Below are 24,104 nucleotides of genomic sequence, written 5' to 3'. Positions count from 1 at the left end.
ACGTTCACGTCCATTCCGGTGCGGGGCCCGGGGCTGGTGTGAAGCGTGTGATGCCGTGACGGACGCCCGCCCCTGATCGACGCAGGGGCGGGCGTCGTCGTCAGGTCAGGGCCCGGTCAGCCGGCGCAGATGGTGAAGTCGACCGTGTCACCCGGCTTGACGGTCTTCGGGGCGTGCGGGGTCACCTCGAGCACCGAGGTCGGCTTGCAGCCCTTCACGGCCTTCCTGGTGACGGTGCCGAGCTTCGTCCGCGTCTTCTCGAGCAACGGCTTGGCCATGTCCAGGCTGAGGCCCGCGAGGGGGAGCCGCGTGGTCGTACCCCTCCTCGACGCGAGCGCGCCCCCGTCTGCTGCACGGCCCCGACGAGACCTGGGTCACATACCCGGACGCCATCCGGACGGCCCAGCGCGCGGAACATCCCGGCCGCCCCGATCGCTGTACCGGACATGAGCGAATACCGGATCGAGCACGACTCCATGGGTGAGGTACGCGTCCCGGCGGAAGCCAAGTGGCGGGCCCAGACACAGCGCGCCGTCGAGAACTTCCCCGTCTCGGGACAGCGCATCGAACGTGCGCACATCGAGGCTCTGGCGCGGATCAAGGGGGCCGCGGCGAAGGTGAACGCGCTGCTCGGGGTGGTCGACAAGGACATCGCCGACGCCATCCAGGAGGCGGCCGCGGAGGTCGCCGAGGGGCGGTGGGACGAGCACTTCCCGGTGGACGTGTTCCAGACCGGGTCCGGGACCTCGTCCAACATGAACACCAACGAGGTGGTCGCCACGCTCGCCACCGAGCGGCTGGGCCGGGCCGTGCACCCCAACGACCACGTCAACGCCTCCCAGTCCTCCAACGACGTCTTCCCCTCGTCCCTGCACATCGCGGCCACCGCCGCCGTCACCCGCGATCTGATCCCCGCCCTGGAGCATCTGGCGGCAGCCCTGGAGCGCAAGTCCGCGGAGTTCGCCGACGTGGTGAAGGCGGGGCGGACGCATCTGATGGACGCCACGCCCGTGACGCTGGGCCAGGAGTTCGGCGGGTACGCCGCCCAGGTGCGGTACGGCGTGGAGCGGCTCAACGCCTCGCTCCCCCGGCTCGCCGAGCTGCCGCTGGGCGGCACCGCTGTCGGTACCGGCATCAACACGCCGCCCGGGTTCTCCGCGGCCGTCATCGAGGAGGTGGCCCGTGCCACCGGGCTGCCGCTGACCGAGGCGCGCGACCACTTCGAGGCGCAGGGCGCGCGGGACGGGATCGTCGAGACCAGCGGGCAGCTGCGGACCATCGCCGTGGGCCTCACGAAGATCGCCAACGACCTGCGGTGGATGGCCTCGGGGCCGCGTACCGGCCTCGCCGAGATCAGCCTCCCCGACCTCCAGCCCGGCTCCTCGATCATGCCCGGCAAGGTCAACCCGGTGATCCCGGAGGCCGTGCTGATGGTCGCCGCGCAGGTCGTCGGGAACGACGCGACCGTGGCCACGGCGGGCGCGGCGGGCAACTTCGAGCTCAACGTCATGCTGCCGGTGATCGCCAAGAACGTGCTGGAGTCGGTCCGGCTTCTCGCCAACGTGTCCCGGCTGCTCGCGGACCGGACCGTCGACGGGATCGTCGCGCACCGCGAGCGCGCCCGGGAGTACGCCGAGTCCTCGCCGTCCGTGGTCACGCCGCTGAACAAGTACATCGGGTACGAGGAGGCCGCGAAGGTGGCCAAGAAGGCGCTGGCGGAGCGGCGGACGATCCGCCAGGTGGTGCTGGACGGCGGGTACGTGGAGCGCGGCGATCTGACGGTCGAGCAGCTCGACGAGGCGCTGGATGTCCTGCGGATGACGCACCCGTAAACCCTGGTGCGCTTTCGCGCCCCCGGCGCGAGAACCGTGACGCGCGCCGCAGCGTCGTATGCCCATGGCACCTAATATCTGTGCATGGCAGACGGTGAAGCGGTGAGACGCGTGGGAACTGGTGGTGCGGCGGCCTTCTGGGAGCCCGGGAGCCGGATTCTGTGGCGCTACCGGGAGAACGGCGGGGTGAACTTCCACATCGCCCGCCCGGTGACCGTCGTGCGGGACGACGAGGAACTGCTCGCCGTGTGGCTGGCCCCGGGCACGCAGTGCGTCAAGCCGGTGCTCGCGGACGGCACCCCGCCGCACCAGGAACCGCTGCGCACCCGGTACACCAAGCCGCGTACCGTTGCGCGGGGACGCTGGCTCGGCACCGGGGTGCTGAAGGTGGCCCGGCCCGGCGAGCCGTGGTCGGTGTGGCTGTTCTGGGACCAGGGCTGGCAGTTCAAGAACTGGTACGTCAACCTGGAGACGCCACTGGCCCGTTGGCACGGCGGTGTGGACTCCGAGGATCATTTCCTGGACATCTGCGTCTACCCGGACCGCAGTTGGGGTCTGCGTGACGAGGACGAGTTCGCGCAGGCCCAGCAGGACGGACTGATGGACCGGGCGGTCGCCGAACAGGTGAGGGAGGCGGGCAGCAGGGCGGTGGAGGTGATCCGCGCGTGGGGGCCTCCGTTCAGCGAGGGCTGGCAGCACTGGCGCCCGGATCCGTCCTGGGCCGTACCGTTGCTGCCGGAGGACTGGGACCGTACGCCCGCGCACATGTCCACATGAGACCCTTGATGCGCCCCCGGGCAACAAACGTAGGATCGTCCTCCGCAAGGCACGCTGGCAGTAACTCCCGGAGCAGACGCCGGGTCTGACCGAACGTCACCGAGGGGCGGCAGCACGTGAGCGAGGGGTACGAGGGCAACACCGGCGGGACGCTCGACGTCGGCCCCCTGGGCCGCGCGCGGTCCACCGGTGGCACAGGAACAACCTCTGACCACGCGGGAATTCCGTTCCGGGGGCACGTATTCCGGGTATCGGGTTTCCTGCGGGACCAACTGCGCGCGCGGCGCGCAGCCCCGGACGGACGGATTCGACACGCGTGACGGAGCAGCCCACCTCCTACGAACGCCCCCAGGGCGTCGACCCCACGGACCCCCGTGGGGCACTGCTGCATACCCAGGCACCGGCACCGGGCCAGTCGGCCTTACCTCCTGACACCTCGGGTACGACGACGCCGCGCGGCAAGGGCGGAAAGGGTGGCATGGGCGGCCAGGGAGCCAGGGGAACGGACGCGGCCGGTCCGGAGGCCGGTGCCGGCACCGAGCACTCCCAGCCGTCGGCGTCCGACGAGGCGATGGGTGCTCCTCCCGCGCGGGCCAAGCCGAGCGTGGGTGACCACCGGCCGCGCCCCGCTCCCGAGTCGATCCCGGCCCAGCCGGGCACCGACGCGCGCCCGGAGCGGGGTCCGGAGGGGCAGGACCGGCGCGCCGGAGGGGCACTGACGCCCGGCCGGCCCACGCCGATGCGGCGGGACGGGGACCGGCTGCGCTTCGTGGGCGCCGCGACCCGGCGGATCGCCCGCGGCCTGGACCTCGACGAGATCGTGATGGGGCTGTGCCGGGCCACCGTGCCGACCTTCTCCGACGCGATCCTCGTCTATCTGCGCGACCCGCTGCCCGTGGGCGACGAGCGGCCCGCGGCGGACCGCATCATGCTGCGGCTGCGGCGCACCGACCGCATTCCGGAGGAACGGGACACCGAGACCGGCTTCGCGGCGCTCGCCCTGCCGCCCCCGGAACCGGGCGAGCTGACCGCCGAGCTGTCGGCGGCGGTCGGCGAGCTGTGCGAGGTGCGGCCCGGCGGGGCGCTGGCGGAGGTGCTGCGCGGGGTGCGTCCGGTGTTCGCCGACCATCCGGCCGCACGCGCCGCGCTGCCCGAACTGCTGGGCGACGACAGCACCTTGGCCATCCCGAGCGGTCAGCGGGCCGTCCTGGCCCCGCTGCGGGGCCGCCGCCGGGTGATCGGCGCCGCGGTGTTCCTGCGCCGTCCGGAACGCATCCCGTTCGAGAACGACGATCTGCTGGTGGCCGCCCAGCTCGCCACGCACAGCGCCCTCGGCATCGACAAGGCGGTGCTGTACGACCGTGAGGCGTACATCGCCGACGAGTTGCAGCGCACGATGCTGCCGGAGACCCTGCCGCGCCCCACGGGCGTGCGGCTCGCCTCCCGGTACCTGCCCGCGGCCGAGACCGCGCGCGTCGGCGGCGACTGGTACGACGCCATCCCGCTGCCGGGGAGCCGGGTGGCACTGGTGGTGGGCGACGTCATGGGGCACTCCATGACCTCGGCGGCCATCATGGGGCAGCTGCGGACGACGGCCCAGACCCTCGCCGGCCTCGACCTGCCGCCGCAGGAGGTCCTGCACCATCTCGACGAGCAGGCCCAGCGGCTGGGCACCGACCGCATGGCGACCTGCCTGTACGCGGTCTACGACCCGGTCTCGCACCGCATCACCATCGCCAACGCGGGTCATCCCCCGCCCATCCTGCTGCACCTGGGCGGCCGGGCCGAGGTGCTGCGGGTGCCGCCGGGCGCGCCGATCGGCGTGGGCGGGGTCGATTTCGAGGCGGTGGAGCTGGACGCCCCGGCCGGGGCGACGCTGCTGCTGTACACCGACGGCCTGGTCGAGTCCCGGCTGCGGGACGTGGCGACCGGCATAGAGCAGCTGCGGGAGAAGCTCGCCGCGACCGCCCAGCTGACCGGCCCCGATCATCCGCCGCCGCTCGAGGCACTGTGCGACGAGGTGCTCGACATGCTCGGCCCGGGCGACCGGGACGACGACATCGCGCTGCTCGCCGCCCGGTTCGACGGGATCGCGCCGAGCGACGTGGCGTACTGGTTCCTCGAACCGGAGGACGCGGCTCCCGGCCGGGCCCGTCGGCTGGCCCGGCGGGCGCTGTCCCGCTGGGGGATGGAGGACATGACCGACTCGGTCGAGCTGCTGGTCAGCGAGGTCGTCACGAACGCGGTGCGGTACGCCACGCGGCCGGTGACGCTGCGGTTGCTGCGCACCGACGTGCTGCGCTGCGAGGTCGGCGACGACGTGCCGCAGCTGCCTCGGCTGCGGCAGGCCCGAGCGACCGACGAGGGTGGCCGCGGCCTGTATCTGGTGAACCGGCTGGCCCGGCGGTGGGGAGCCACCCGGCTCAGCACCGGCAAGGTGGTCTGGTTCGAGTTGAACCGGAGCTGAGGCAGACGCGGTGAGCGCGCGGAGAGGGCGCCCGGCGACTCCGGGCGCCCTCTCCGCTGTTTCCGCCGCCGGGCGGCCGCTACTGGCCGAAGAGCGGATCCGCCGGATCCGCCGGATCGGTCGACGGGTCGTCCGTGCTCGGTTCCGAGGAGGTGTCACCCGTCGGTGTGCTGGACGGGGACGAGCTCGGCTTCGACGACGTGGACGGGGACGAACTCGTCGACGGAGAGGAGGACGGGGACGAACTCGTGGACGGGGACGAGGACGGGGACGGGGACGGCGAGGTCGTCGGGGACGGCGACGCGGTCTGGACCGCCGCGCCCTGGTCGGTGTCCAGGTCGAACTTGGTGACCTTGGTGGAGACGCCGAAGGTGTACGCCGCCCAGATCTGCGCCGGGAAGCCGCCACCGTTGACCCGGCCCGCGTCCGAGGACAGGCCGTTCGTCGCGCCGGTCAGCGGGACCTGGGGGTGCGGGGCCTTCGCGGACTCGCCGAACAGGCCGACCGAGGTGACCAGGTCGGGGGTGTAGCCGGTGAACCAGGCCGACTTGTTGTTGTCGGAGGTACCCGTCTTGCCCGCGACCTTCTGGCCCTTGCGCAGCGGGTTGTCCCGCACGGACTTCTTCGCCGTACCGTCGTCGACCACGCCGGTGAGCACCGAGGTGACCGAGTCGGCGGCCTCGCGGCTGATGACCTGCTCCCCGATGGGGTCGGCGTGCTTGAACGTCGGGTGGGCGCTGTTCTCCGCCGTCTTGATGAGCGCCGGGGTGACCTGCTTGCCGTGGTTGTCGAGGGTGGCGTAGACGCCGGCCATCTGCAGGGGGCTCGCGCCCATGGTGCCGAGGGTCTGGGCGGGCACGGCCTTGAGGTCCGCGGTGTCCATGCCGAGGTTGGCCGCGACCTTCAGCACCTCGGGCATGCCGACGTCGACGCCCATCTGCGCGAAGACGGAGTTGATGGACTTGTTCAGCGCCGTCTGGACGGTGACGTCGCCGTAGTCCTGGTCGTCCTCGTTCTCCGGGGCGAAGCCGATGTCGCTGCCGACGACCGGGCGCTTGCTGGTGCCGTCGTAGAGCGTGTTGGCGGTGATCTGGTCGCCGTCCTGCGTCTTGGCGGCCTCGTCGAAGGCCGCGGCGAGGATGACCGGCTTGAAGGTGGAGGCGGGCTGGTAGTCGGTGCGGGTGGCGTTGTTGGTGTAGTGCTCGGTGTAGCCGGCACCGCCGTACATCGCCTCGACGGCGCCCGTCTTGGGGTTCACCGACACCGCGCCGGCCTGGACGTCGCCGTCGACCGAGCGCTTCTTCTTGTCGAGCTTGCTGGTCAGCTGTTCCTTGACGGCCGTCTCCAGCGCCTTCTGCTTCTTCTTGTCGATGTTGAGCTCGATGTTCCAGCCGCCGCGAGTGACCAGAGCCATGCCCGACTCGTAGTCGTCGGCGATGCCCTGGGCCACCAGTTGCTTGGCCAGTTCGGTGTTGGCCGCGTCGACGAGGTAGCCGACCTGGCCCTCCTTGCCGGGCGCCGCCTTGGGCTCCTTGGGCTCCTCGAACGTCATGGCGTCGCGCTCGGACTTCTTCAGCCAGTCCTTCTCCACCATGTTGTCGAGGACGTAGTTCCAGCGCGCGGTGACCAGCTTCTTGCCGGTGTCGGAGGCGACGGCCCAGTCGTACTGGCTGGGGGCCTGGAGCAACGCGGCCAGATAGGCGCCCTGTTGGACGGTGAGCTTCTCGGCGTCGACGCGGTAGTAGGCCTGGGCGGCCGCCTGGATGCCGTAGGCGCCGCGGCCGTAGTAGCTGGTGTTGATGTAACCGGCCAGGATGTAGTCCTTGTCCTTCTCCCGGTCCAGCTTCAGGGAGATGACCAGTTCCTTCAGCTTGCGCGTGACGGTCTGTTCCTGGGTCAGGTAGTAGTTCTTGACGTACTGCTGGGTGATCGTCGAGCCACCCTGCGAGCCCTTGCCCATGAGCGTGTTGAGGACACCGCGGGTGGTGCCCTTGAGGTCGACTCCGGCGTCGGTGTAGAAGGACTTGTTCTCGGCGGCGACGAAGGTGTGCTGGACCGCCTTGGGGATCTTCGCGAGTTCGACGTTCTCCCGGTTGACCTCACCGTCGCGGGCGAGGATCGCGCCGTTGTCGTACTCGTAGACGTTGCTCTGGAGGGCGGCGTCGGGGTTGCCCTTGGGGATCGGCGTGCTCATGTACAGCCAGAGGAAGGCGCCGATGACGGCCACCACCAGGCCGAGGAAGGTGCCGAGGATCTTCTTCCAGGTGAAGAGCCGGCGTATGAAGCTCTTGTCCTTCTTGCCGGCCTTGCCCTTGGCGCCCTTGCCGCTCTTCTTCGCGCCCCGGCGGGCGGCCGCGCGGCCTCCGGTCGCGGGAGCGTTCTCGGGCGCCGCCTCGGCGGTCGCCACGGACTCCGCCGTCGACGGGGTCGTCGAGTCCGTCTCCGTCGAGCGGCCCCTGGGCGCCGCGCGGCGCCCACCGCGCTGTCGAGCTCGTCTCTCGTCCGCTCGTCCCATGAGTCCGCTCGCTCCGCTTCCTACTCGGCAGTCACACCAGTGCCCGGGGGCAGGGGCAGGTCAGCTCAGAAAGCTAACACCGCTGTCTATGACGAAGGGGCCTCGGCCCGGTCCGCACAGGGCGTGAGAATCAGCACCCCGCGCGAGGGAACCGCCCGGACGTCCCCACCGAGTCCGACGTACGAGAGTGGCACAGGGTTGCCATGAGGCGCTAAAGTGATATCACTTAGATAGGCCGCTGATTACTGAATCCGGCGGCGAAGAGAAACGGGGACCCCACCATGTCCACTCACGACCCCTCGGCCACCACCGAAGCGGCCGTCGACACCGTCGACGTTCCCGAGATGCCCGCCCCGCGCGTGAAGGAGTTCCCCGCGCACAGCGTGGCCGGCGGACTCGCGCTGCTCCTCGGCCTGGCCGGGCTGCTGGCCGGCGCCGGGATGATCGCCTTCGGCGCCCAGGTGGAGGCGGCCGGCCTCAAGGCGGCGCTGATCACCGGCGGCATCCTGGTCGCCCTCGCCGCGTTCCTGGCGATGTGCGGGCTGAACACGGTGTCGCCGGGCGAGGCCCGCGTGGTGCAGCTCTTCGGCCGCTACCGGGGCACCATCCGTGAGGACGGGCTGCGCTGGGTCAACCCCTTCACCTCCCGCGAGAAGATCTCCACCCGGGTCCGCAACCACGAGACGGCCGTACTGAAGGTCAACGACGCCTACGGCAACCCGATCGAACTCGCCGCGGTCGTGGTGTGGAACGTGCGGGACACCGCGCAGGCCAGCTTCGAGGTGGACGACTTCCTGGAGTTCGTCGCCACCCAGACCGAGGCGGCCGTCCGGCACATCGCCATCGAGTACCCCTACGACTCGCACGACGAGGACGGTCTCTCGCTGCGCGGCAACGCGGAGGAGATCACCGAGAAGCTGGCCATAGAGCTGCACGCGCGCGTGGAGGCGGCCGGCGTCCGGATCATCGAGTCCCGCTTCACCCACCTCGCGTACGCTCCCGAGATCGCCTCGGCGATGCTCCAGCGGCAGCAGGCGGGCGCCGTGGTCGCAGCGCGGCGCGAGATCGTGGACGGCGCCGTGGGAATGGTCGAGGCCGCGCTCCAGCGCATCGCCGAGCAGGGCATCGTGGAGCTGGACGACGAACGGAAGGCGGCGATGGTGTCCAACCTGATGGTGGTGCTGTGCGGGGACCGTGCGCCCCAGCCGGTACTGAACACCGGGACCCTCTACCAGTGAGCGACGCGGCCGGGGGTCCGACCCCGCAGCGTCGGCCGCAGCAGCGCAAGCAGGTGCTGCTGCGGCTGGATCCGCTGGTCCATGACGCGCTGGCCCGCTGGGCCTCGGACGAACTGCGGTCGGCGAACGCGCAGATCGAGTTCCTGCTGCGCAAGGCGCTGAAGGAGGCCGGACGCCTGCCCGGCGACACCGGACCCCTCCCGCGTCGCGGCCGGCCCCCCGGCGGCTCGCCCCCCGGACCCCCGCCGGCCTGAACGGCCCCACCTCGCCCTCCTCCCCACGCGAGGCCCAGCGCCGGGCCTGTGGCAGAACGGTGACAATCGGCCCTCACCTGCGCACTCCCACTCCCTGCCGTCACCTGCGCACAGGACGTATACACACCGGGTATACACCGCATGTACAGTCCTCCTCATGTCCATCGGTCACACCCTCCTGGGACTCCTGGAGTCCGGACCCCGCCACGGTTACGACCTCAAGCGGGCCTTCGACGAGAAGTTCGGTCACGACCGGCCGCTGCACTACGGCCAGGTCTACTCGACGATGTCGCGTCTGCTGAAGCACGGGCTCGTCGAGGTCGACGGCATCGAGGCCGGCGGCGGTCCCGAGCGCAAGCGGTACGCGATCACCGACGCCGGGATCACCGACGTCGAGCAGTGGCTCGCGACGCCCGAGAAGCCCGAGCCGTATCTCCAGTCGACGCTGTACACCAAGGTCGTCCTCGCGTTGCTGACGCACCGCGACGCGGCCGACATCCTCGACACCCAGCGTGCCGAGCATCTGCGCAGCATGCGCATCCTCACGGACCGCAAGCGCTCCGGCGACTTCGCCGACCAGCTGATCTGTGACCACGCCCTGTTCCACCTCGAGGCCGACCTGCGCTGGCTGGAACTCGCCGCCGCCCGGCTCGACAAGCTGAAGGCCGCGGTGATCGCGTGAACGCCCCCGGGGGATCCCTGCTCGCCGCCGAGAACCTGCACAAGGCGTACGGGCCGACGATGGCGCTGGCCGGCGCCGAGTTCTCCATCCACCCCGGCGAGGTCGTCGCGGTGATGGGCCCGTCCGGGTCCGGCAAGTCGACGCTGCTGCACTGCCTCGCCGGGATCGTCACGCCCGACTCGGGTTCGATCATGTACGACGGTCGCGAGCTCGCGACGATGAGCGACGCCCGGCGCAGCGAACTGCGCCGCTCCGAGTTCGGCTTCGTTTTCCAGTTCGGGCAGCTCGTGCCGGAACTGACCTGCGTGGAGAACGTGGCACTGCCGCTCCGGCTGAACGGCACCCCGCGCAAGCAGGCCGAGCGCACCGCCCTTGGCTGGATGGAGCGGCTGGAGGTCGACGACCTCGGCAAGAAGCGCCCCGGTGAGGTGTCCGGCGGACAGGGCCAGCGGGTGGCCGTGGCGCGTTCCCTCGTCACCAGCCCGCGCGTGGTGTTCGCCGACGAGCCGACCGGCGCGCTGGACTCGCTCAACGGCGAACGCGTGATGGAACTGCTCACCGAGGCCGCCCGGTCGGCCAGCACGGCCGTCGTCCTCGTCACGCACGAGGCCCGGGTGGCCGCCTACTCCGACCGCGAGATCGTCGTACGGGACGGTAAGTCGCGGGACATGGAGCGGGCCATATGATCCTGCGCCAATGGGCAAGAGACCTGGGCCTGGGGGTCCGGTTCGCCTTCGCCGGCGGCCGGGAGGGCTGGATACGGGCCGTGCTGACCGCGGTCGGAGTCGGGCTCGGCGTGGCGGTCCTGCTGCTGACGACGGCGGTGCCGAGCGCGCTGTCGGTGCGCCACGACCGGGAACAGTCCCGGCTGGACTGGCCGTTCGGCAGCGAGCAGCCGGCCAAGGGCGACGACACCCTGCTGATCGCGCAGGCCGACACGACGTTCCGTGACAAGGACGTACGCGGCCGGCTGGTGGAGCCGGAAGGAGCGCGCGCCCCGCTGCCGCCCGGCCTGAGCCGGTTCCCGGCCGAGGGCGACATGGTGGTCTCACCCGCGCTGAAGAAGCTGCTCGCCGCCGACGGTTCGGCGCTGCTGCGGGAACGTCTCCCGTACCGCGTGGCCGGGACCATCGGGGAGAGCGGGCTGGTCGGCTCCCAGGAACTCGCCTACTACTCGGGCTCCACCGAGCTCGCCGCGCATATGGAGGACTACGGGGCGACCCGGCTGAAGGAGTTCGGGAACCCGGACCCTTCGAAGGAGGAGACCGACCCGGTACTGCTCCTGCTGGTACTCGTCATCATCGTGGTGCTGCTGATGCCGGTGGCCGTGTTCATCGCCGCGGCCGTGCGGTTCGGCGGTGAGCGGCGCGACCGCAGGCTCGCTGCCCTCCGGCTGATCGGTTCGGACGGCCGGATGACCCGGCGTATCGCGGCCGGCGAGGCGATGGCCGGGGCGCTGCTGGGCCTGGTCCTCGGCACGGTGTTCTTCCTCATCGGCCGCCAGGTGGCGGGCTCGGTCGAGGTGATGGGCATCAGCGTCTGGCCCAGCTACCTCGACCCCTCCCCCGCGCTGGCCGCGCTGGTCGCCCTCGCGGTGCCCGCCGCGGCGGTCCTGGTCACCCTCTTCGCCCTGCGCGGTGTGGTGATCGAGCCGCTCGGCGTGGTGCGCACGGCGAAGCCCGCACGGCGTCGGCTGTGGTGGCGGCTGCTGCTGCCCCTCGGCGGCTTCGCGATGCTCTACCCGATGATCGGGCAGGGCCAGAGCAACGGCGACTTCAACCAGTACATGGTGAGCGGCGGCGTCGTACTGATCCTCGTCGGCATCACCGCGCTGCTGCCGTGGCTGGTGGAGACGGTCGTCAGCCGGCTCGGTTCCGGCGGCGTGGCCTGGCAACTGGCCGTACGAAGGCTCCAGTTGAGCAGCGGTACGGCGGCCCGGATGGTCAACGGCATCGCGGTGGCGGTGGCCGGTGCGATCGCGCTCCAGATGCTGTTCGCCGGCGTGGACGGCGCCTACACCGAGCCCACCGGCCAGGACCTCACCCGGGCGCAGATGCAGGTCCGGGTGCCGGACGGCGCCCCGCTGGCGGCGACCGCCAAGAAGTTCGCCGACACCAAGGCCGTCAGCAAGGTCACCGCCCTGTGGGAGGGCTACCTGGGCGACTCCTCCTGGAGCAACGAGAACGGCCCGAACCTCTCCACCGAGCTGACCGTGGGCGCCTGTCCCGCCCTGCGCGAGGTGGCGAAACTGCCCTCGTGCAAGGACGGCGACATGTTCGTCCTCGACGGCGACGAGTACTCCGCCGACGGGCCGCAGATGAACAAGCCCGGCAAGAAGCTGTACATCGAACCGTCCGGCTCCGGGGAGAGCCAGGAGGTCGTCTGGACCGTCCCCGCGGGCATCACCGAGGCCCACTCGGTCAAGGGCCTCACCGACTACAAGCGCGGCGGCTTCCTGATGACGCCGAGCGCGCTGCCCGAGGCCGCCGAGAAGATGGTCACCGGTGAGATCTACCTGTCGATCGACGAGTCCGTGCCCGACGCCTACGAGTACGCCCGTAACACGGCGTTCCGGGTGGATCCGCTGGCCGCACCGATGACGTGGGCGTCCACTCGGCAGGACACGAAGTTCACCACCATCCGCACCGGTCTGCTCGTCGGCTCCGCCTGTGTGCTGCTGCTGATCGGGGCGAGCCTGCTGGTCTCCCAGCTGGAGCAGCTGCGCGAGCGCCGCAAGCTGCTGTCGTCCCTGGTCGCCTTCGGCACCCGGCGGCGCACCCTGGGCCTGTCGGTGCTGTGGCAGACGGCGATCCCGATCGGGCTGGGCCTGCTGCTGGCCATGGGGGTGGGGATCACCCTGGGCGCGATCCTGCTGAAGATGACGGACACGCCGGTGGGCGTGGACTGGGCGAGCGTGCTCGCGATGACCGGCTGCGGCGCGGCCGTCGTCCTGCTGGTGACGCTGCTGAGTCTGCCCCCGCTGCTCAGACTGCTGCGGCCGGACGGCCTGCGCACCGAATGAGCACGGTGAGCCGGTGAGCCGGTGAGCCGGTGAGCACGCCATGAGCAGACGGTCCCTCCCCGCCCGGGGAGGGACCGTTCCGCGTTCAGAGCTGGTACTCCCGCACCACCCTGCGCACCTGGGCGAACAGCATGCCGACGTTGACGGACTTGCGGCAGACGACCACCGCGACGACGTCCTGCTGCTCGGTCATCCGCACGAACAGGTGAGTGAGGTTCTCACTGTTGACGAGGATCTCCTGGAAGAAGTGGTTGTCGCTCTGGACCCCGCGCCGCTCCTTGAAGACGTCCTCGATCATCACGACCGTACGGCCCTGGAACAGGTCGAGCGTCGCGCCCGCCAGCAGGTCCAGGACCTCGGGCGGATGGTTGTCGACGGTCTCGTAGGAGAGCAGCATTCCGGTGGACATGTCGACGACGCCGGAGGCGACGCAGTCGGGCGCATCGGTGCGCAGTGACTTGACCAGGCCCATGACCTGGTCGGAGAAACCTGGGGTCATACGTTTCGTCGCCATCCCTTCAGACTCCTTCGGCGGTCTTCACGGTCGTCTCGGTGCGGTCGGTCAGGATCAGATCGATGCGGCGCAGGGCGGGTTGGGTCGCCCGGTGCAGACGCTCCACGTCCATGCCCTCGTCGCCGAGTACGACCATCAGCGCGGTGTCGCCGACCGCGTAGAACGCGGCGCAGCCGTGGCTGCCGTAGGCCACCGTGCGGTGCAGGGCGCCGCGGGCGGTCGCCTGCGCGGTGCGGCGGGCGAGGCCGAGGCCGGCCGCGGCGAGGGCGGCGAGTCCCTCCGGGTCGATGGTGTCGGCGGTGTCGGCGGCTATGAGCAGTCCGTCCGCCGCCGCCAGCGCCGTGTCGGTGATACCGGTCACCTGCTCCCGCAGGCCGCGCATCTCCCGCGCGAGGGCTGTGTGGTCCATGACTGCAACTCCCCTAATTCTGATCGCATATGACCGTCTTCTTGGTGGGGGTCTACGTGGGGGCTTACGTGGGGGCTTACCTGGGCATTTCCGCTGCGTCCTCCGCCGGGTCTACTGCCGGTCTTCCGCCGGAGTTTTCGGCGGGCGGATTCAGCGTGCGGTTTCCGCGTATTCAGCGTGCGGTTTCCGCGTCGGGTCTCCGCGTCGGGTTTCTGCGTCGGGTCTCCGCGTCGGGTCTCCGCGTCGGGTTTCTGCGTGCGGTTCTGCCTGTTTCCCGCGGGGGGCTGTCATTTCGCCGTGGGGTTCCGCAGGCGGAAGAACTCCTTCCAGCCGGTGCCGTTCCGTTCCGTCGTGAGGGCCTCGTTGATGCCGCTGGCACCGGGACGGCGGCGCGGCAGGGCCGTCGCCTCCGGCACCGCCACCGACGGCTGCCGGGGCGGAGCCGGTTCGCGGGGGCGTATGCCGTGCCCGTCGGGCGGCAGCCTGACCGGGATCGGCCGGGGTGCCTCCACGCACTCCAGGAGCCCCTCGCCCAGCATCCGGGCCACCTCGACGGTCACCGTGTAGACCCCGCGCCCGGTACGGAAGGCGAGGTCCCGGGAGGTGCACCGGCCGTCGGCGTGGGCCAGCAGCTCGCGCTGGAGCACACCGAGCCGGCCGGCCGCGTAGGACAGGGACGCGGGCACGGGCCGCTCCCGGTCCGGGCGCACGGGGTACGGCTGCTCCAGGAGCGCGCCGAGCTTGCGGGACGCCACCTGGAGCAGCCGCGTGGGCGGTTCGCCCACGGCGACCGGGGCGGGCGGCGCCCCGGCCGCCGGGCCGCGCTCACAGCCGTCGACGCTGCCCGCGACGACCGCGAACACGGCGTCCTGGAGAGCCATCGCGCAGACCACCCGGAGCTGGGCGGCCCCCGCGTAGCCGTGGGCGATCAGCCCGGCGGCCGGCCAGCGCGCGCCGCCCGACTCACGCACCAGCCCGGCCCACTCCTCCCCGCCGATCCGGCCGGAGCGCAGCAGCAGCGCCTCGGGTGCGGGCGCGCCCGGCGACTCGACCGAGACGACCAGCCCACCGTGCAGATGGAAGGTGCCGCCGGGCGAGCCGAGGACGCGCAGTTGCCCGGTGAAACCGTCCCGGCCGCACGCGGCAAGGTCGCGTGCCAGCAGCTGGTAGCCCGACATCACTCCCCTTGGACCTCTCGCACATACGCCTGACGCGTAGCGCTGAGGAGGGAATGTGTATCAGTCCGTGCGCATATCCCAGCGAGGGATTTCCGACCTGCTCTCAGCTGACGGAAGTTGCTCCGCCGAGGGACTCAATTCGCTTTGTTCGGAGCCCATTTGACCGATTGAAAGACCAAGACCGTTCCCTCAGGGAGCCTTGTCCGCGGGCGTTCCAGGCGTCCCGGGCGTCCCGGGCGACTCGGGCCCCGCGGAGCCCGCCGGAGGAGCCGCCGGGGAGGCCGTCGGGGCAGCCACCGGCGCCACCCCCGCCGCTGTCGCGCCCCTCGGCCGTGGTGCGTGCCGCAGGGCCTGTTCGCGGGAGTAGGCGTGCAGGTAGCCCACCACCGTGTTGGTGACGGCCACCAGGGGCACCGCCACGATCGCGCCGCCGATGCCCGCCACCATGCCGCCCGCGGCGACCGACAGGACCACCGCCAGCGGATGGACGCGTACCGCGCGCCCGAGGATGAACGGCTGGAGGATGTGGCCCTCGATCTGCTGCACGGCCAGCACGACCGCCAGGGTCATCACCGCGGTGAACACACCCTGGGTGACCAGCGCGACCACGACCGCCAGCGCGCCGGAGGCGACCGCGCCGACGAGCGGGATGAAGGAGAAGAGGAAGATGAAGACGGCGAGCGGGACGGCCATCGGAACGTCGAGGAAGTAGATGCCGAGGCCGATGAAGATCGCGTCGATCAACGCGACTATCACCGTGCCGCGCACATACGCCGTGAGCGTCGCCCAGGCCCGCGGGCCCGCGCCCGCCACGCCCGGCCGGGCCGCGGCCGGGACCAGCTTGAGCGTCCACTCCCAGATGCGCTTGCCGTCGTACAGCAGGAAGAGCGTCGAGAAGAACGCCAGGAGGATGCCGGTCAGCGCCTCGACGACGACGGTGACGCCCTCCAGGCCCGCCGAGGTGATCGAGTCCGTGTTGTCACCGATGGCGTCCCGCAGGTTCTTGGCGATGCCGTTGATCTGCTTGTCGGTGACGTGGAAGGGGCTGTTGAGCAGCCAGCGGCGCAGATCGTCGATGCCGTCCTGGACCTGGTCGGAGAGGTTGTCGATGTTCGCCATGACCTGCCAGGTCACGAACCAGCCCATCAGCCCGATGACGACGAACCCGAGGATCGCCGTCAGCGCGGTGGCCGCACCGCCGGGCACCCCGGCCCGCTTGAGCCGGGCCACGGTGGGCTGGAGGAGCGCGGTCAGGAGCAGCGCGACCACGAACGACATGACGACCAGCTGGATCGCGCTGATGGCCTTCATCAGCACCCAGACGGTCCCGGCGAGCACCAGCAGCCGCCAGCCCGCCTCGGCGGCGACCCGGACCCCCCACGGCACGGCCTGGGCGGGGTCGGGGCGCGGGACGGAGGGCACGAGATCGTCCGGGTGGGCCTCGGCGGCCGGTACGGCGGTGTCGGGCGGTGTCGGCTCCGGTTCGGCGGCGCTCTCCCGCCGCTCCCGCTCGACCTCGGCACGCCGTTCGTCGAGCCGCTCACCCATCTCGCTCAGTCCGGCACCGAGCCGGCCGAGCCACCCTGGAACTCTCGACATGATCCGTCCTCTTCCCCCGTCTTCCCCCACCACTCCCCCTGGAGTCGTCAGCCCCGGCCGTACCGACCGTACAGGGCGAAAGCCCCTCCCCCTAGGACGGGGAGGGGCTGCGCGGGGTTGAGCGGCCGAGGGCGGCCGCGGCTCAGTACGAGCCGTTGGCCAGCCAGTAGTCCCATGCGTCGCAGGGACTGCCGTAGCGGTCGTTCATGTAGTTCAGGCCCCACTTGATCTGGGTGGCCGGGTTGGTCCGCCAGTCGGCGCCGGCGGACGACATCTTCGAGCCGGGATAGGCCTGGACGAGACCGTAGGCGCCCGAGGAGGGGTTGACCGCCTGGTAGTTCCAGGTGGACTCGTGGTCCACGATGTTGCTGAAGCACTGGAACTGGCCGCTGGGCACCATCTGGCGCGCGATGGCCTGGACCTCGGCGACGGTGTACGAGGCCTGCTGCGGGAAGCTGCCGGCCGACGAGGTCGAGGCGACCTCGGTGGTGGCCTTGGTCTTCACGGCCTCGGCCGCCTTGTCCTTGGCTTCCTGGGCGGCCTTCGCCTTGGCCAGGGCAGCCTTCTGCTTGGCCACGGCGTCCTTGGCCGCCTGCTTACGGGCGGACTCCTCCGCCGTCTTCTTGGCGGTGGTGTCCGCGGCGATGGCCTGGACGTCGGCCTGCTGCGTCAGCGAGGCCGTCTGCACCTGGGCCTGCTGCCCTACGGGTAAGTCCGAGAGGAGGGTCGATTCGCCCGCCGTCGCCTCGGCGTCGTCGTTGGACTGGGCCACGCTGCCCTGGGCTACTCCCATGACAGCGCCCACAGTGGTGACCGCGGTGGCCGAGGCCACGGCGAATCCCCGGGCCGATATCCGGCTCACGCGGTTTCCTTCCGTTGTGCCGTCGGGTGGAGAACTGCACGACCAGGGCCGCGTGGGATCAGTACCAGTGGTTGGCCTGCCAGAACGACCACGCCTCACAGGGGCTGCCGTACCGGCTGTCCATGTAGTTCAGGCCCCACTTGATCTGGGTGGCCGGGTTGGTCTGCCAGTCGGAGCCGGCGGACGCGTACTTGCCGGCGGGCAGGGCCTGGAAGAGTCCGTAGGCGCCGGAGGAGGCGTTCACGGCGTGGTAGTTCCAGCTGGACTCGTGGTCCACGATGTTGCTGAAGCACTGGAACTGGCCGCTGGGCACCATCTGCGCCGCCATCGCCTGGATCTGGGCGATGGAGTAGGAGCTCTGGATCGGGAAGTCGCCCGCGCTGCGGCTGGCCTTGGCCTTGGCCTCCGCGCGGTCCTTGGCAGCCTTCTCGGCGGCCTCCTTCTTCGCGATCGCCGACTTGGCGGCGGCCTTGCGGGCCGACTCCTCGGCGTCCTTCTTCGCGCCCTCGTCCGCGGCGATGGCCTGTACGTTGGCCTGCTGCGTGAGGGACGCCGTCTGCACCTGGGCCTGCTGGCCCACAGGTATGTCGGCGAGGAGCGTCGCGTCGCTGGCCGTCGCTTCAGCGTCGTTGGGCTGCGCGACGCTGCCCGAGGCAACGCCTACGACGCTTCCGACAGCGGTGACCGCCGTGGCCGAGGCCACTGCGAATCCCCGGACCGAGATCCGGCTCACACGGTTTTCCTTCCAGCGTCGCCCGCTTCGGTGACCCTGGCGGACGCAATCGTGCCCTTGTCGCTGGTCTCCGAACTGCGGGGTCACAGGAGACACGGGCCCGGTGGGCAACTCCCGGTGAGGAAGTGCCACATGGTGCACGGGCGGCATACGACGGTCGGTATGGAGTTGAAGGTGATGCTCAAGCGGTGCCGTACTGCTCGGGGCACAGATGTGTCGCATGCGGGGCCTGACAGGACTGAGACTTTGCCGTAACCAGACCGCGCAGGGCAATTCCGAGTTGCGTGTGAAAGCTCACACCCGTGAGGACCCTGGGGATTTCGCGAAACCCCCACATACGCCGGCGCCGCCCGACTAGGCTCACAGCCTTTGTCGGACGGCGCCAACCACCGCTTGTCCCCGGCCAATCGGGGCGGGTCATTCAGATCTGCCCATCCTCCAGCATTTCGGTCACAAGTGCTGCGATCTGGGACCTCTCGGACCTGTTCAGCGTGACGTGCGCGAAGAGCGGATGGCCCTTCAGTTTCTCGACGACGGCGACCACGCCGTCATAACGCCCGACCCGCAGATTGTCCCTTTGTGCCACGTCGTGGGTCAGAACCACCCGGGAATTCGCACCGATCCGGGACAGAACGGTGAGAAGGACATTCCGTTCGAGCGACTGTGCCTCGTCGACGATCACGAAGGCGTCGTGAAGGGAGCGGCCCCGGATGTGGGTCAGGGGCAGCACCTCCAGCATCCCGCGCGCGGTGACCTCCTCGATGACCTCGCGGCTGGTGACCGCGGACAGCGTGTCGAAGACCGCCTGCGCCCACGGGCCCATCTTGTCGGCCTCGGAACCGGGCAGGTAGCCCAGCTCCTGTCCGCCCACCGCGTACAGCGGCCGGAAGACCATCACCTTCTGGTGCTGGCGGCGCTCCAGGACCGCCTCCAGACCCGCGCAGAGCGCGAGCGCGGACTTGCCGGTGCCGGCCCGGCCGCCCATGGACAGGATCCCGACGTCCGGGTCGAGCAGCAGATCGAGCGCGATGCGCTGCTCGGCGCTGCGGCCCTTGATGCCGAAGGCCTCACGGTCACCGCGCACGAGCCGGACGTCGCCGTCGGCGGTGACCCGGCCCAGGGCCTTGCCCCGCTCCGACTGGATGGTCAGGCCGGTGTGCACGGGAAGGCCGGCGACCTCGGGCACGTGGATGTGCCCCTCCTCGAAGAGGATGTCCACCTGCTCACCGGACAGGGTCAGTTCGGACATTCCGGTCCAGCCGGAGGAGCCCGTGATCGCGAGCTCCGCGCGGTACTCCTCCGCGAGGAGACCGACCGACGACGCCTTGATCCTGAGCGGGAGGTCCTTCGACACGACCGTGACGTCGAAACCCTCGGCCTGGAGATTGCGGGCCACCGCGAGGATGCGGGAGTCGTTGTCACCCAGGCGGTAGCCGGAAGGCAGCACGCTGGGGTCCGAGTGGTTGAGCTCGACACGGACGGTGCCGCCGAGTTCCCCGATCGGGATGGGGGCGTCGAGGCGACCGAACTTCACCCGGTAGTCGTCCAGCAGGCGCAGCGCCTGCCGGGCGAAGTAGCCGAGCTCCGGATGGTGCCGCTTGGCCTCCAGTTCCGTGACCACGACGATGGGGAGCACTACCTCGTGCTCGTCGAAGCGGGTCAGGGCGTTCGGGTCGGCCAGCAGAACGCTGGTGTCGAGAACATAGGTGCGCCGGTCTGGCAGACGGCGCTTTGTGCTGGTCACCACGGAAGGACGTACCCCCTCGGATGAGGTCGGGGAGCGACGGAGTGGAGCTGGACCGGTTTCCGGCCGCTTCGCACGGGCCGAGAACCGGCCCCCCGCTGCTTCTTCCGTGCCGTGACCGCACGGTCGGGCTGGTGCAAAAGGGCCTCCCGGGCGGACGGCCCCGTGCCGCCCGCTGAGATCCGACACCCGTGGTTCGGGCATCGACCTGCTTGGCTTATGCCCTCGAACATGCGCCGCCATGCCACGGCATATGACGGCGCGCCGGTGAACTCCTCGTTACTTCCGCCCCTGACGGGGTAAAAGGGACGCCCGCGCGGGGGGCGTTCGCCGACCTGCGCCTCAGCCGCCGTAACGCCGGTGACGGGCCGCGTAGTCGCGCAGGGCCCGCAGGAAGTCGACCTTGCGGAAGGCCGGCCAGAAGACCTCGCAGAAGTAGTACTCCGCATGGGCCGTCTGCCACAGCATGAATCCGGACAACCGCTGCTCGCCGCTGGTACGGATCACCAGATCGGGGTCCGGCTGGGCGCCGGTGTAGAGGTGGCGGCTGATCAGATCCACACTCACGGAGTCGGCGAGGTCCTCCATGGAGGTCCCCCGGTCCGCCGCGTCCACGATCATCGAGCGCACGGCGTCGGCGATCTCCTGGCGGCCGCCGTAGCCGATGGCGACGTTGACCAGTATCCCGTCGACGTGGGAGGTGGACTCCTCGGCGACCTTCAACGCGGTCTGCACATGGGAGGGGAGGATGTCGGGGGTGCCGACGTGGTGGACGCGCCAGCGGCCGTCGGCGGCGAGGGTGCGGACGACGTCCTCGATGATGCCGAGGAGCGGGACGAGTTCGTCGTCGGGGCGGTCGAGGTTGTCCGTCGACAGCAGCCAGAGGGTGACGACCTCTACGTCCGTCTCGGTGCACCAGCCGAGGAACTCCTCGATCTTCTCCGCGCCGGCGCGGTGACCGTGCACGGTGGTGGAACCGGAGGCCTTCGCCCAGCGTCGGTTGCCGTCCATGATGACGCCGATGTGCTTCGGCACCTGAGCGTGGTCCAGGTGACCTTCCACCCGGCGTGCGTACAGCCTGACCAGAAGGCCGCGCAGCTTGTCGCGCAGGTTCACGTGATTGTCAGCCCCTCCGTACGGTGCGGTCCCCGCGGGGCGCAGCCTACCCCCGCGGGGCTTGGACCGTTGACAGGGGTGGGAGGCGTCGGCCCTGCCCGAGCGGCTGCGCCGGGGCAGAAAAACGGGCCGGTCCGTGGGGGGGAGACGGACCGGCCCGAGGGGGGGTTTCCACCATAACCCTTCGTAAGTGATGCTGCGTGCATCGGCGCGCCACAACTACTCTCCGGAGTCGTCCGGCGACGCGCCGGTGGTCGCGGAATGCGTGGTTCATGGGTGGCTCATGGCCGGAACGCAACGGATTCCCAGGGGAATGGGCACGATCGCCAGGGAAAGCTGAGGCCTTGGAGCAGCTTGAGGCTCTGTCGACCCGTCGCCCGACCGTCCCCCCGACGGGCTACCCCGGCCGCGAACGTCCGCTTGACGCGGGCGTCACCGCGCAGCCCCCTCCACTGCGCGGTGACGTCCACGCAGCTTTGCGCACGCGAATTGCCTGAAGGAGAACTTACGCGAGGTCGACCGGGGATATGAACCGATCGCGATAACGATGTGGAAACTCTGTGGAGGCGGGATCCGGGGTGCGGCCGGCACCGGTCGGGGCGCGGGGAGGCGGAGGGTGGTTCCTGGCCGGTCCCGCGCTACGGGCGGCGGGCCTCGAAGAGGTGGCGGGTGCTGTGCGCGACGAAGGGGCCCTCGGCCTCCATCCGCTCGTGCAGGGCGCGGAGTCGGGGCCGGTAGGCCTCCACCGTGAAGCCCGGGACCATCCACACCACCTTGCGCAGGAAGTGGACCACGGCGGCGATGTCGTGGAACTCGACACGCAGCCGCTCCGTCCGCAGCCCGACGACCTCCAGCCCCGCCGCCTCCGCCCCGGCGCGCTCGCGCTCGGGATGCCGGGCGCCGCTCACCTCCTCCGGCTGCGGCCCGAGGAAGTACTCGACGAGCTCGAAGACGCTGCGCGGACCGACGTGCTGGGCGAAGTAGGTGCCGCCGGGCCGGAGCACGCGGGCGATCTCCTCCCAGAGAGGCCGCACCGGGTGCCGGCTGGCGACCAGGTCGAAGGTGGCGTCCGCGAAGGGCAGCGGGGCGTCCTCCGGGCACGCGACGACCGCGATGCCACGCGGGCCCAGCAGGGCGGTGGCCTTGGCGACGTTCGCCGGCCAGCCCTCGGTCGCGACGGTGAGCACGGGGGCCTTGGGCGCTGCCCGGCCGAGCGCGAAGTCCAGGACCTCGCCTCCCCCGGTCTGCACGTCGAGCGCGGCGCTCGCGCCCGCCAGCCGTCCGGCCAGCGACATCGCGTACCCCCAGGAGGGCCGTGCCTCGGTGGCCCGTCCCTCGAACCAGGAGAAGTCCCACCCCTCGGTGGGGACGGCGGCTCCTTCGGCGAGCAGTGCCTCGAAGGCGGGGTCCGCGTGGTCGCTGTCGTCACCGGTGTCCCGGCCCTTGTCGTCCATACGGGGATGGTGGCAGAGGGGTCGCCGGGGCGCCGCCGGTTTACGACGGCCCGTCACGCGTAGCGCAGCAGCACGACCCCGTTGCCGAAGGCGTGGGAATCGGTGAGGCGGAGCACGGTAGGGATGCTCACGTCGGTGTGTGGGAACAGGGGTTTGCCCCGGCCCACGAGGACCGGATGGACGTAGACGCGGAACTCGTCGACGAGGTCGTGGCGCAGGAACTCGGCGACCAGGTCGGCGCCGCTGAGCCCCAGGTCCCCGCTCACCTGTTCCTTGAGCAGCGCGACCTCCTCGGGGACGACGGCCCGGACGATCGTGGTGTTCCAGTCCGCGTGCTCCAGCGTCCGCGAGTACACGAACTTGGGTTTCTCGCGCCAGATCGGGGCGAACTCGGCCAGCGTGGCGGGGGTGTCCGGGTCGGCGTCCGCGGTCGGCCAGTAGTCGGCCATCAGCTCGTACGTGGTCCGGCCGCTGAGCAGCGCGCCCAGTTCTCCGACCGTGTCGTTGAAGTGCTGGTGCAGTTCGTCGTCGACCTGGCTCCAGGAGATGTCGCGGTCCGGGCCCTCGATGTACCCGTCGAGGGACATCGACATGATCAGGACGATCTTCCCCATACGAAGGTCCCCTCTTCGTGTTCCGGCTCGCTACGGTGCGATGGATCGGAGGATCCAGAGGGTCAAGAGGGTAGCGACACGACCGAGGGGAGACGGGGATGGCGCGCTGGCGGGACGGGTGGGGAGAACTCGTGGTGGGCGGCGGGGACGGAAGCGGCGGAGACGGGGGTGCTCTTCGGGTGCCCCTGGAGATCGCCGCCTCCTACCGGGCCCGTACCCGGGGGCTGCTCGGGCGGGACTCGGTGGACGGGGCGATGCTGCTGTCACCCGCCGGCAGCGTGCACACCTTCCGGATGCGCATGCCGATCGACGTCGCGTACCTGGACCGGCGGCTCCGCGTCATCGCGGTACGCACCATGCGGCCGGGGCGGCTGGGCCTGCCCCGGCCGCGGTCCCGGCATGTGCTGGAGTCGGCGGCCGGGGCGATGGAGGGGTGGGGATTGCGGGTGGGGGTGCGGGTGGAGGTGCGGGTCAGCTCGCCGTACGCGGGAACGTGACCTCCACCCGGCGGTTCTTCTTGCGGCCCGCCTCGGTGGAGTTGTCGGAGATGGGGTACTGCTCGCCGTAGCCGCGGACCTCGAAGGTGATGCCCGGGTCGTTGAGGTCGCCCGCGAGTTCCGCCTGGACGGCGTCCGCCCGCTGCTTCGACAGGACGTCGCCGTGCGCGGAGGAGCCCAGGTTGTCCGTGAAGCCGAAGACCCGGACCACGGTCGTGTCGTTCTGCTTCTTGATCTCCGCGGCGATGGTGGCGATACGGGACTTCGCCTCCGTGCCGAGCTTCGCGCTGTCCTTGCCGAAGAGGACCTCGGCCTGGAGCGCGAACGTCACGTCCGCGTTGGTGTCCTCCCGGCGTTCGTCACCCGACTCGTCCTCGACGACCTGCTTGATGTCGAGCACCTTGGGCTCGGCGAGGGTGCCGCCCTCGGGGAGCTTGAGGTCGGGGTCGTTGGGGTCGACCTCCACGGGCGCGGTGGCGGTGGGCTCGGTACCGGGGGGAACGCTGGGGGCGGTGTCGGCTTCGGCGGCGGGCGCCATCCCGACCATCACGAGGGTGGCCGCGGCCACCACCAGAGTGAGACGTGGGGTCATGATCG

22 protein-coding genes are annotated in these 24,104 nt (G+C 70.7%); 9 read left to right on the top strand and 13 right to left on the bottom strand.

Going from position 1 to position 24,104, the window contains the following annotated elements; genetic code table 11:
* Positions 1–116 precede the first annotated feature (116 nt).
* Positions 117–278, bottom strand: a complete 162-nt coding sequence (locus QQM72_RS14550) for a hypothetical protein (RefSeq protein WP_314221283.1) — start codon at positions 276–278, stop codon at positions 117–119.
* Positions 279–446: 168 nt separating this feature from the next.
* Here QQM72_RS14550 and QQM72_RS14545 point away from each other — a divergent pair, with 168 nt between their 5' ends.
* The 3 genes from QQM72_RS14545 (at position 447) to QQM72_RS14535 (ending at position 5,076) form a co-directional block, all read left to right on the top strand.
* Positions 447–1,832, top strand: coding sequence for a class II fumarate hydratase (locus QQM72_RS14545; RefSeq protein WP_314221282.1), 1,386 nt, complete (start codon positions 447–449; stop codon positions 1,830–1,832).
* A gap of 84 nt (positions 1,833–1,916) precedes the next feature.
* The gene (gene fomD / locus QQM72_RS14540; protein WP_314221281.1) at positions 1,917–2,609 is read left to right on the top strand and encodes a cytidylyl-2-hydroxypropylphosphonate hydrolase; all 693 of its coding nucleotides are present in this window, start codon (positions 1,917–1,919) and stop codon (positions 2,607–2,609) included.
* A gap of 316 nt (positions 2,610–2,925) precedes the next feature.
* Positions 2,926–5,076, top strand: coding sequence for a SpoIIE family protein phosphatase (locus QQM72_RS14535; RefSeq protein WP_314221280.1), 2,151 nt, complete (start codon positions 2,926–2,928; stop codon positions 5,074–5,076).
* Positions 5,077–5,155: 79 nt separating this feature from the next.
* Here the strand turns inward: QQM72_RS14535 and QQM72_RS14530 are convergent, their stop codons facing one another.
* Complete coding sequence (locus tag QQM72_RS14530) at positions 5,156–7,591, bottom strand: transglycosylase domain-containing protein (RefSeq protein WP_314221279.1); 2,436 nt, start codon at positions 7,589–7,591, stop codon at positions 5,156–5,158.
* A gap of 281 nt (positions 7,592–7,872) precedes the next feature.
* On the opposite strand from QQM72_RS14530, the gene QQM72_RS14525 reads away from it, so the two are divergent.
* The 5 genes from QQM72_RS14525 (at position 7,873) to QQM72_RS14505 (ending at position 12,787) form a co-directional block, all read left to right on the top strand.
* Positions 7,873–8,829, top strand: a complete 957-nt coding sequence (locus QQM72_RS14525; protein ID WP_314221278.1) for an SPFH domain-containing protein — start codon at positions 7,873–7,875, stop codon at positions 8,827–8,829.
* The gene (locus tag QQM72_RS14520; protein WP_020128022.1) at positions 8,826–9,083 is read left to right on the top strand and encodes a hypothetical protein; all 258 of its coding nucleotides are present in this window, start codon (positions 8,826–8,828) and stop codon (positions 9,081–9,083) included. Before QQM72_RS14525 ends, QQM72_RS14520 begins: the two co-directional genes overlap by 4 nt.
* A 157-nt stretch (positions 9,084–9,240) precedes the next feature.
* Positions 9,241–9,765, top strand: a complete 525-nt coding sequence (locus tag QQM72_RS14515) for a PadR family transcriptional regulator (RefSeq protein ID WP_020128023.1) — start codon at positions 9,241–9,243, stop codon at positions 9,763–9,765.
* A complete protein-coding gene (locus tag QQM72_RS14510) occupies positions 9,762–10,451 on the top strand; it encodes an ABC transporter ATP-binding protein (protein WP_314221277.1) in 690 nt (229 codons plus the stop codon). Before QQM72_RS14515 ends, QQM72_RS14510 begins: the two co-directional genes overlap by 4 nt.
* Positions 10,448–12,787: an ABC transporter permease gene (locus tag QQM72_RS14505; RefSeq protein WP_314221276.1), complete on the top strand. Its 2,340-nt coding sequence runs from the start codon at positions 10,448–10,450 to the stop codon at positions 12,785–12,787. Before QQM72_RS14510 ends, QQM72_RS14505 begins: the two co-directional genes overlap by 4 nt.
* 85 nt (positions 12,788–12,872) lie before the next feature.
* Here QQM72_RS14505 and QQM72_RS14500 read toward each other — a convergent pair whose 3' ends face one another.
* From QQM72_RS14500 to QQM72_RS14455, 10 genes are all read right to left on the bottom strand, one after another.
* The gene (locus tag QQM72_RS14500) at positions 12,873–13,301 is read right to left on the bottom strand and encodes a hypothetical protein (RefSeq protein ID WP_054242616.1); all 429 of its coding nucleotides are present in this window, start codon (positions 13,299–13,301) and stop codon (positions 12,873–12,875) included.
* A 4-nt stretch (positions 13,302–13,305) separates the two neighbouring features.
* The gene (locus QQM72_RS14495; RefSeq protein WP_020128027.1) at positions 13,306–13,710 is read right to left on the bottom strand and encodes a roadblock/LC7 domain-containing protein; all 405 of its coding nucleotides are present in this window, start codon (positions 13,708–13,710) and stop codon (positions 13,306–13,308) included.
* A 287-nt stretch (positions 13,711–13,997) separates the two neighbouring features.
* Positions 13,998–14,888 (bottom strand): MarR family transcriptional regulator, encoded by an 891-nt coding sequence (locus QQM72_RS14490; protein ID WP_314221275.1) that lies wholly within the window; start codon positions 14,886–14,888, stop codon positions 13,998–14,000.
* 189 nt (positions 14,889–15,077) lie between these two features.
* The gene (locus QQM72_RS14485) at positions 15,078–16,487 is read right to left on the bottom strand and encodes an AI-2E family transporter (protein WP_314221274.1); all 1,410 of its coding nucleotides are present in this window, start codon (positions 16,485–16,487) and stop codon (positions 15,078–15,080) included.
* A gap of 142 nt (positions 16,488–16,629) precedes the next feature.
* A complete protein-coding gene (locus tag QQM72_RS14480) occupies positions 16,630–17,349 on the bottom strand; it encodes an aggregation-promoting factor C-terminal-like domain-containing protein (RefSeq protein ID WP_314221273.1) in 720 nt (239 codons plus the stop codon).
* 58 nt (positions 17,350–17,407) lie between these two features.
* Positions 17,408–18,082, bottom strand: coding sequence for an aggregation-promoting factor C-terminal-like domain-containing protein (locus tag QQM72_RS14475; RefSeq protein WP_020128031.1), 675 nt, complete (start codon positions 18,080–18,082; stop codon positions 17,408–17,410).
* 421 nt (positions 18,083–18,503) lie between these two features.
* Positions 18,504–19,829 carry a PhoH family protein gene (locus tag QQM72_RS14470; protein WP_314221272.1) on the bottom strand — a complete coding sequence of 442 codons (1,326 nt, stop codon included), beginning with the start codon at positions 19,827–19,829 and terminating at the stop codon, positions 18,504–18,506.
* 339 nt (positions 19,830–20,168) lie between these two features.
* Positions 20,169–20,942, bottom strand: a complete 774-nt coding sequence (locus QQM72_RS14465; protein WP_314221271.1) for an isoprenyl transferase — start codon at positions 20,940–20,942, stop codon at positions 20,169–20,171.
* Positions 20,943–21,580: 638 nt separating this feature from the next.
* The gene (locus tag QQM72_RS14460) at positions 21,581–22,396 is read right to left on the bottom strand and encodes a class I SAM-dependent methyltransferase (RefSeq protein WP_314221270.1); all 816 of its coding nucleotides are present in this window, start codon (positions 22,394–22,396) and stop codon (positions 21,581–21,583) included.
* A gap of 53 nt (positions 22,397–22,449) precedes the next feature.
* Positions 22,450–23,010 carry a dihydrofolate reductase family protein gene (locus QQM72_RS14455; protein ID WP_314221269.1) on the bottom strand — a complete coding sequence of 187 codons (561 nt, stop codon included), beginning with the start codon at positions 23,008–23,010 and terminating at the stop codon, positions 22,450–22,452.
* Positions 23,011–23,108: 98 nt separating this feature from the next.
* Between QQM72_RS14455 and QQM72_RS14450 the strand changes: the two genes are divergently transcribed.
* Positions 23,109–23,507, top strand: a complete 399-nt coding sequence (locus tag QQM72_RS14450) for a DUF192 domain-containing protein (protein WP_314221268.1) — start codon at positions 23,109–23,111, stop codon at positions 23,505–23,507.
* Here the strand turns inward: QQM72_RS14450 and QQM72_RS14445 are convergent.
* On the bottom strand, positions 23,482–24,099 hold the full coding sequence (locus QQM72_RS14445; protein ID WP_314221267.1) for an OmpA family protein: 618 nt from the start codon (positions 24,097–24,099) through the stop codon (positions 23,482–23,484). The genes QQM72_RS14450 and QQM72_RS14445 overlap by 26 nt on opposite strands.
* Between the last annotated feature and the right edge of the window lie 5 nt (positions 24,100–24,104).

It is taken from the genome of Streptomyces zaehneri (assembly GCF_032248645.1).
GTDB classification, from domain to species: domain Bacteria; phylum Actinomycetota; class Actinomycetes; order Streptomycetales; family Streptomycetaceae; genus Streptomyces; species Streptomyces coriariae.
Note: the sequence above shows the minus strand (reverse complement) of the source record. Positions and strands in the feature narration are given on the sequence as shown.

Coding starts and splice junctions, on each gene's coding strand:
- QQM72_RS14500 (WP_054242616.1), bottom strand. CDS start 13,301: ATGGCGACGAAACGTATGACCCCAGGTTTCTCCGACCAGGTCATGGGC.
- QQM72_RS14450 (WP_314221268.1), top strand. CDS start 23,109: ATGGCGCGCTGGCGGGACGGGTGGGGAGAACTCGTGGTGGGCGGCGGG.
- QQM72_RS14545 (WP_314221282.1), top strand. CDS start 447: ATGAGCGAATACCGGATCGAGCACGACTCCATGGGTGAGGTACGCGTC.
- QQM72_RS14515 (WP_020128023.1), top strand. CDS start 9,241: ATGTCCATCGGTCACACCCTCCTGGGACTCCTGGAGTCCGGACCCCGC.
- QQM72_RS14530 (WP_314221279.1), bottom strand. CDS start 7,591: ATGGGACGAGCGGACGAGAGACGAGCTCGACAGCGCGGTGGGCGCCGC.
- QQM72_RS14525 (WP_314221278.1), top strand. CDS start 7,873: ATGTCCACTCACGACCCCTCGGCCACCACCGAAGCGGCCGTCGACACC.
- QQM72_RS14445 (WP_314221267.1), bottom strand. CDS start 24,099: ATGACCCCACGTCTCACTCTGGTGGTGGCCGCGGCCACCCTCGTGATG.
- QQM72_RS14460 (WP_314221270.1), bottom strand. CDS start 22,396: ATGGACGACAAGGGCCGGGACACCGGTGACGACAGCGACCACGCGGAC.
- QQM72_RS14455 (WP_314221269.1), bottom strand. CDS start 23,010: ATGGGGAAGATCGTCCTGATCATGTCGATGTCCCTCGACGGGTACATC.
- QQM72_RS14550 (WP_314221283.1), bottom strand. CDS start 278: ATGGCCAAGCCGTTGCTCGAGAAGACGCGGACGAAGCTCGGCACCGTC.
- QQM72_RS14505 (WP_314221276.1), top strand. CDS start 10,448: ATGATCCTGCGCCAATGGGCAAGAGACCTGGGCCTGGGGGTCCGGTTC.
- fomD (WP_314221281.1), top strand. CDS start 1,917: ATGGCAGACGGTGAAGCGGTGAGACGCGTGGGAACTGGTGGTGCGGCG.
- QQM72_RS14495 (WP_020128027.1), bottom strand. CDS start 13,710: ATGGACCACACAGCCCTCGCGCGGGAGATGCGCGGCCTGCGGGAGCAG.
- QQM72_RS14485 (WP_314221274.1), bottom strand. CDS start 16,487: ATGTCGAGAGTTCCAGGGTGGCTCGGCCGGCTCGGTGCCGGACTGAGC.
- QQM72_RS14490 (WP_314221275.1), bottom strand. CDS start 14,888: ATGTCGGGCTACCAGCTGCTGGCACGCGACCTTGCCGCGTGCGGCCGG.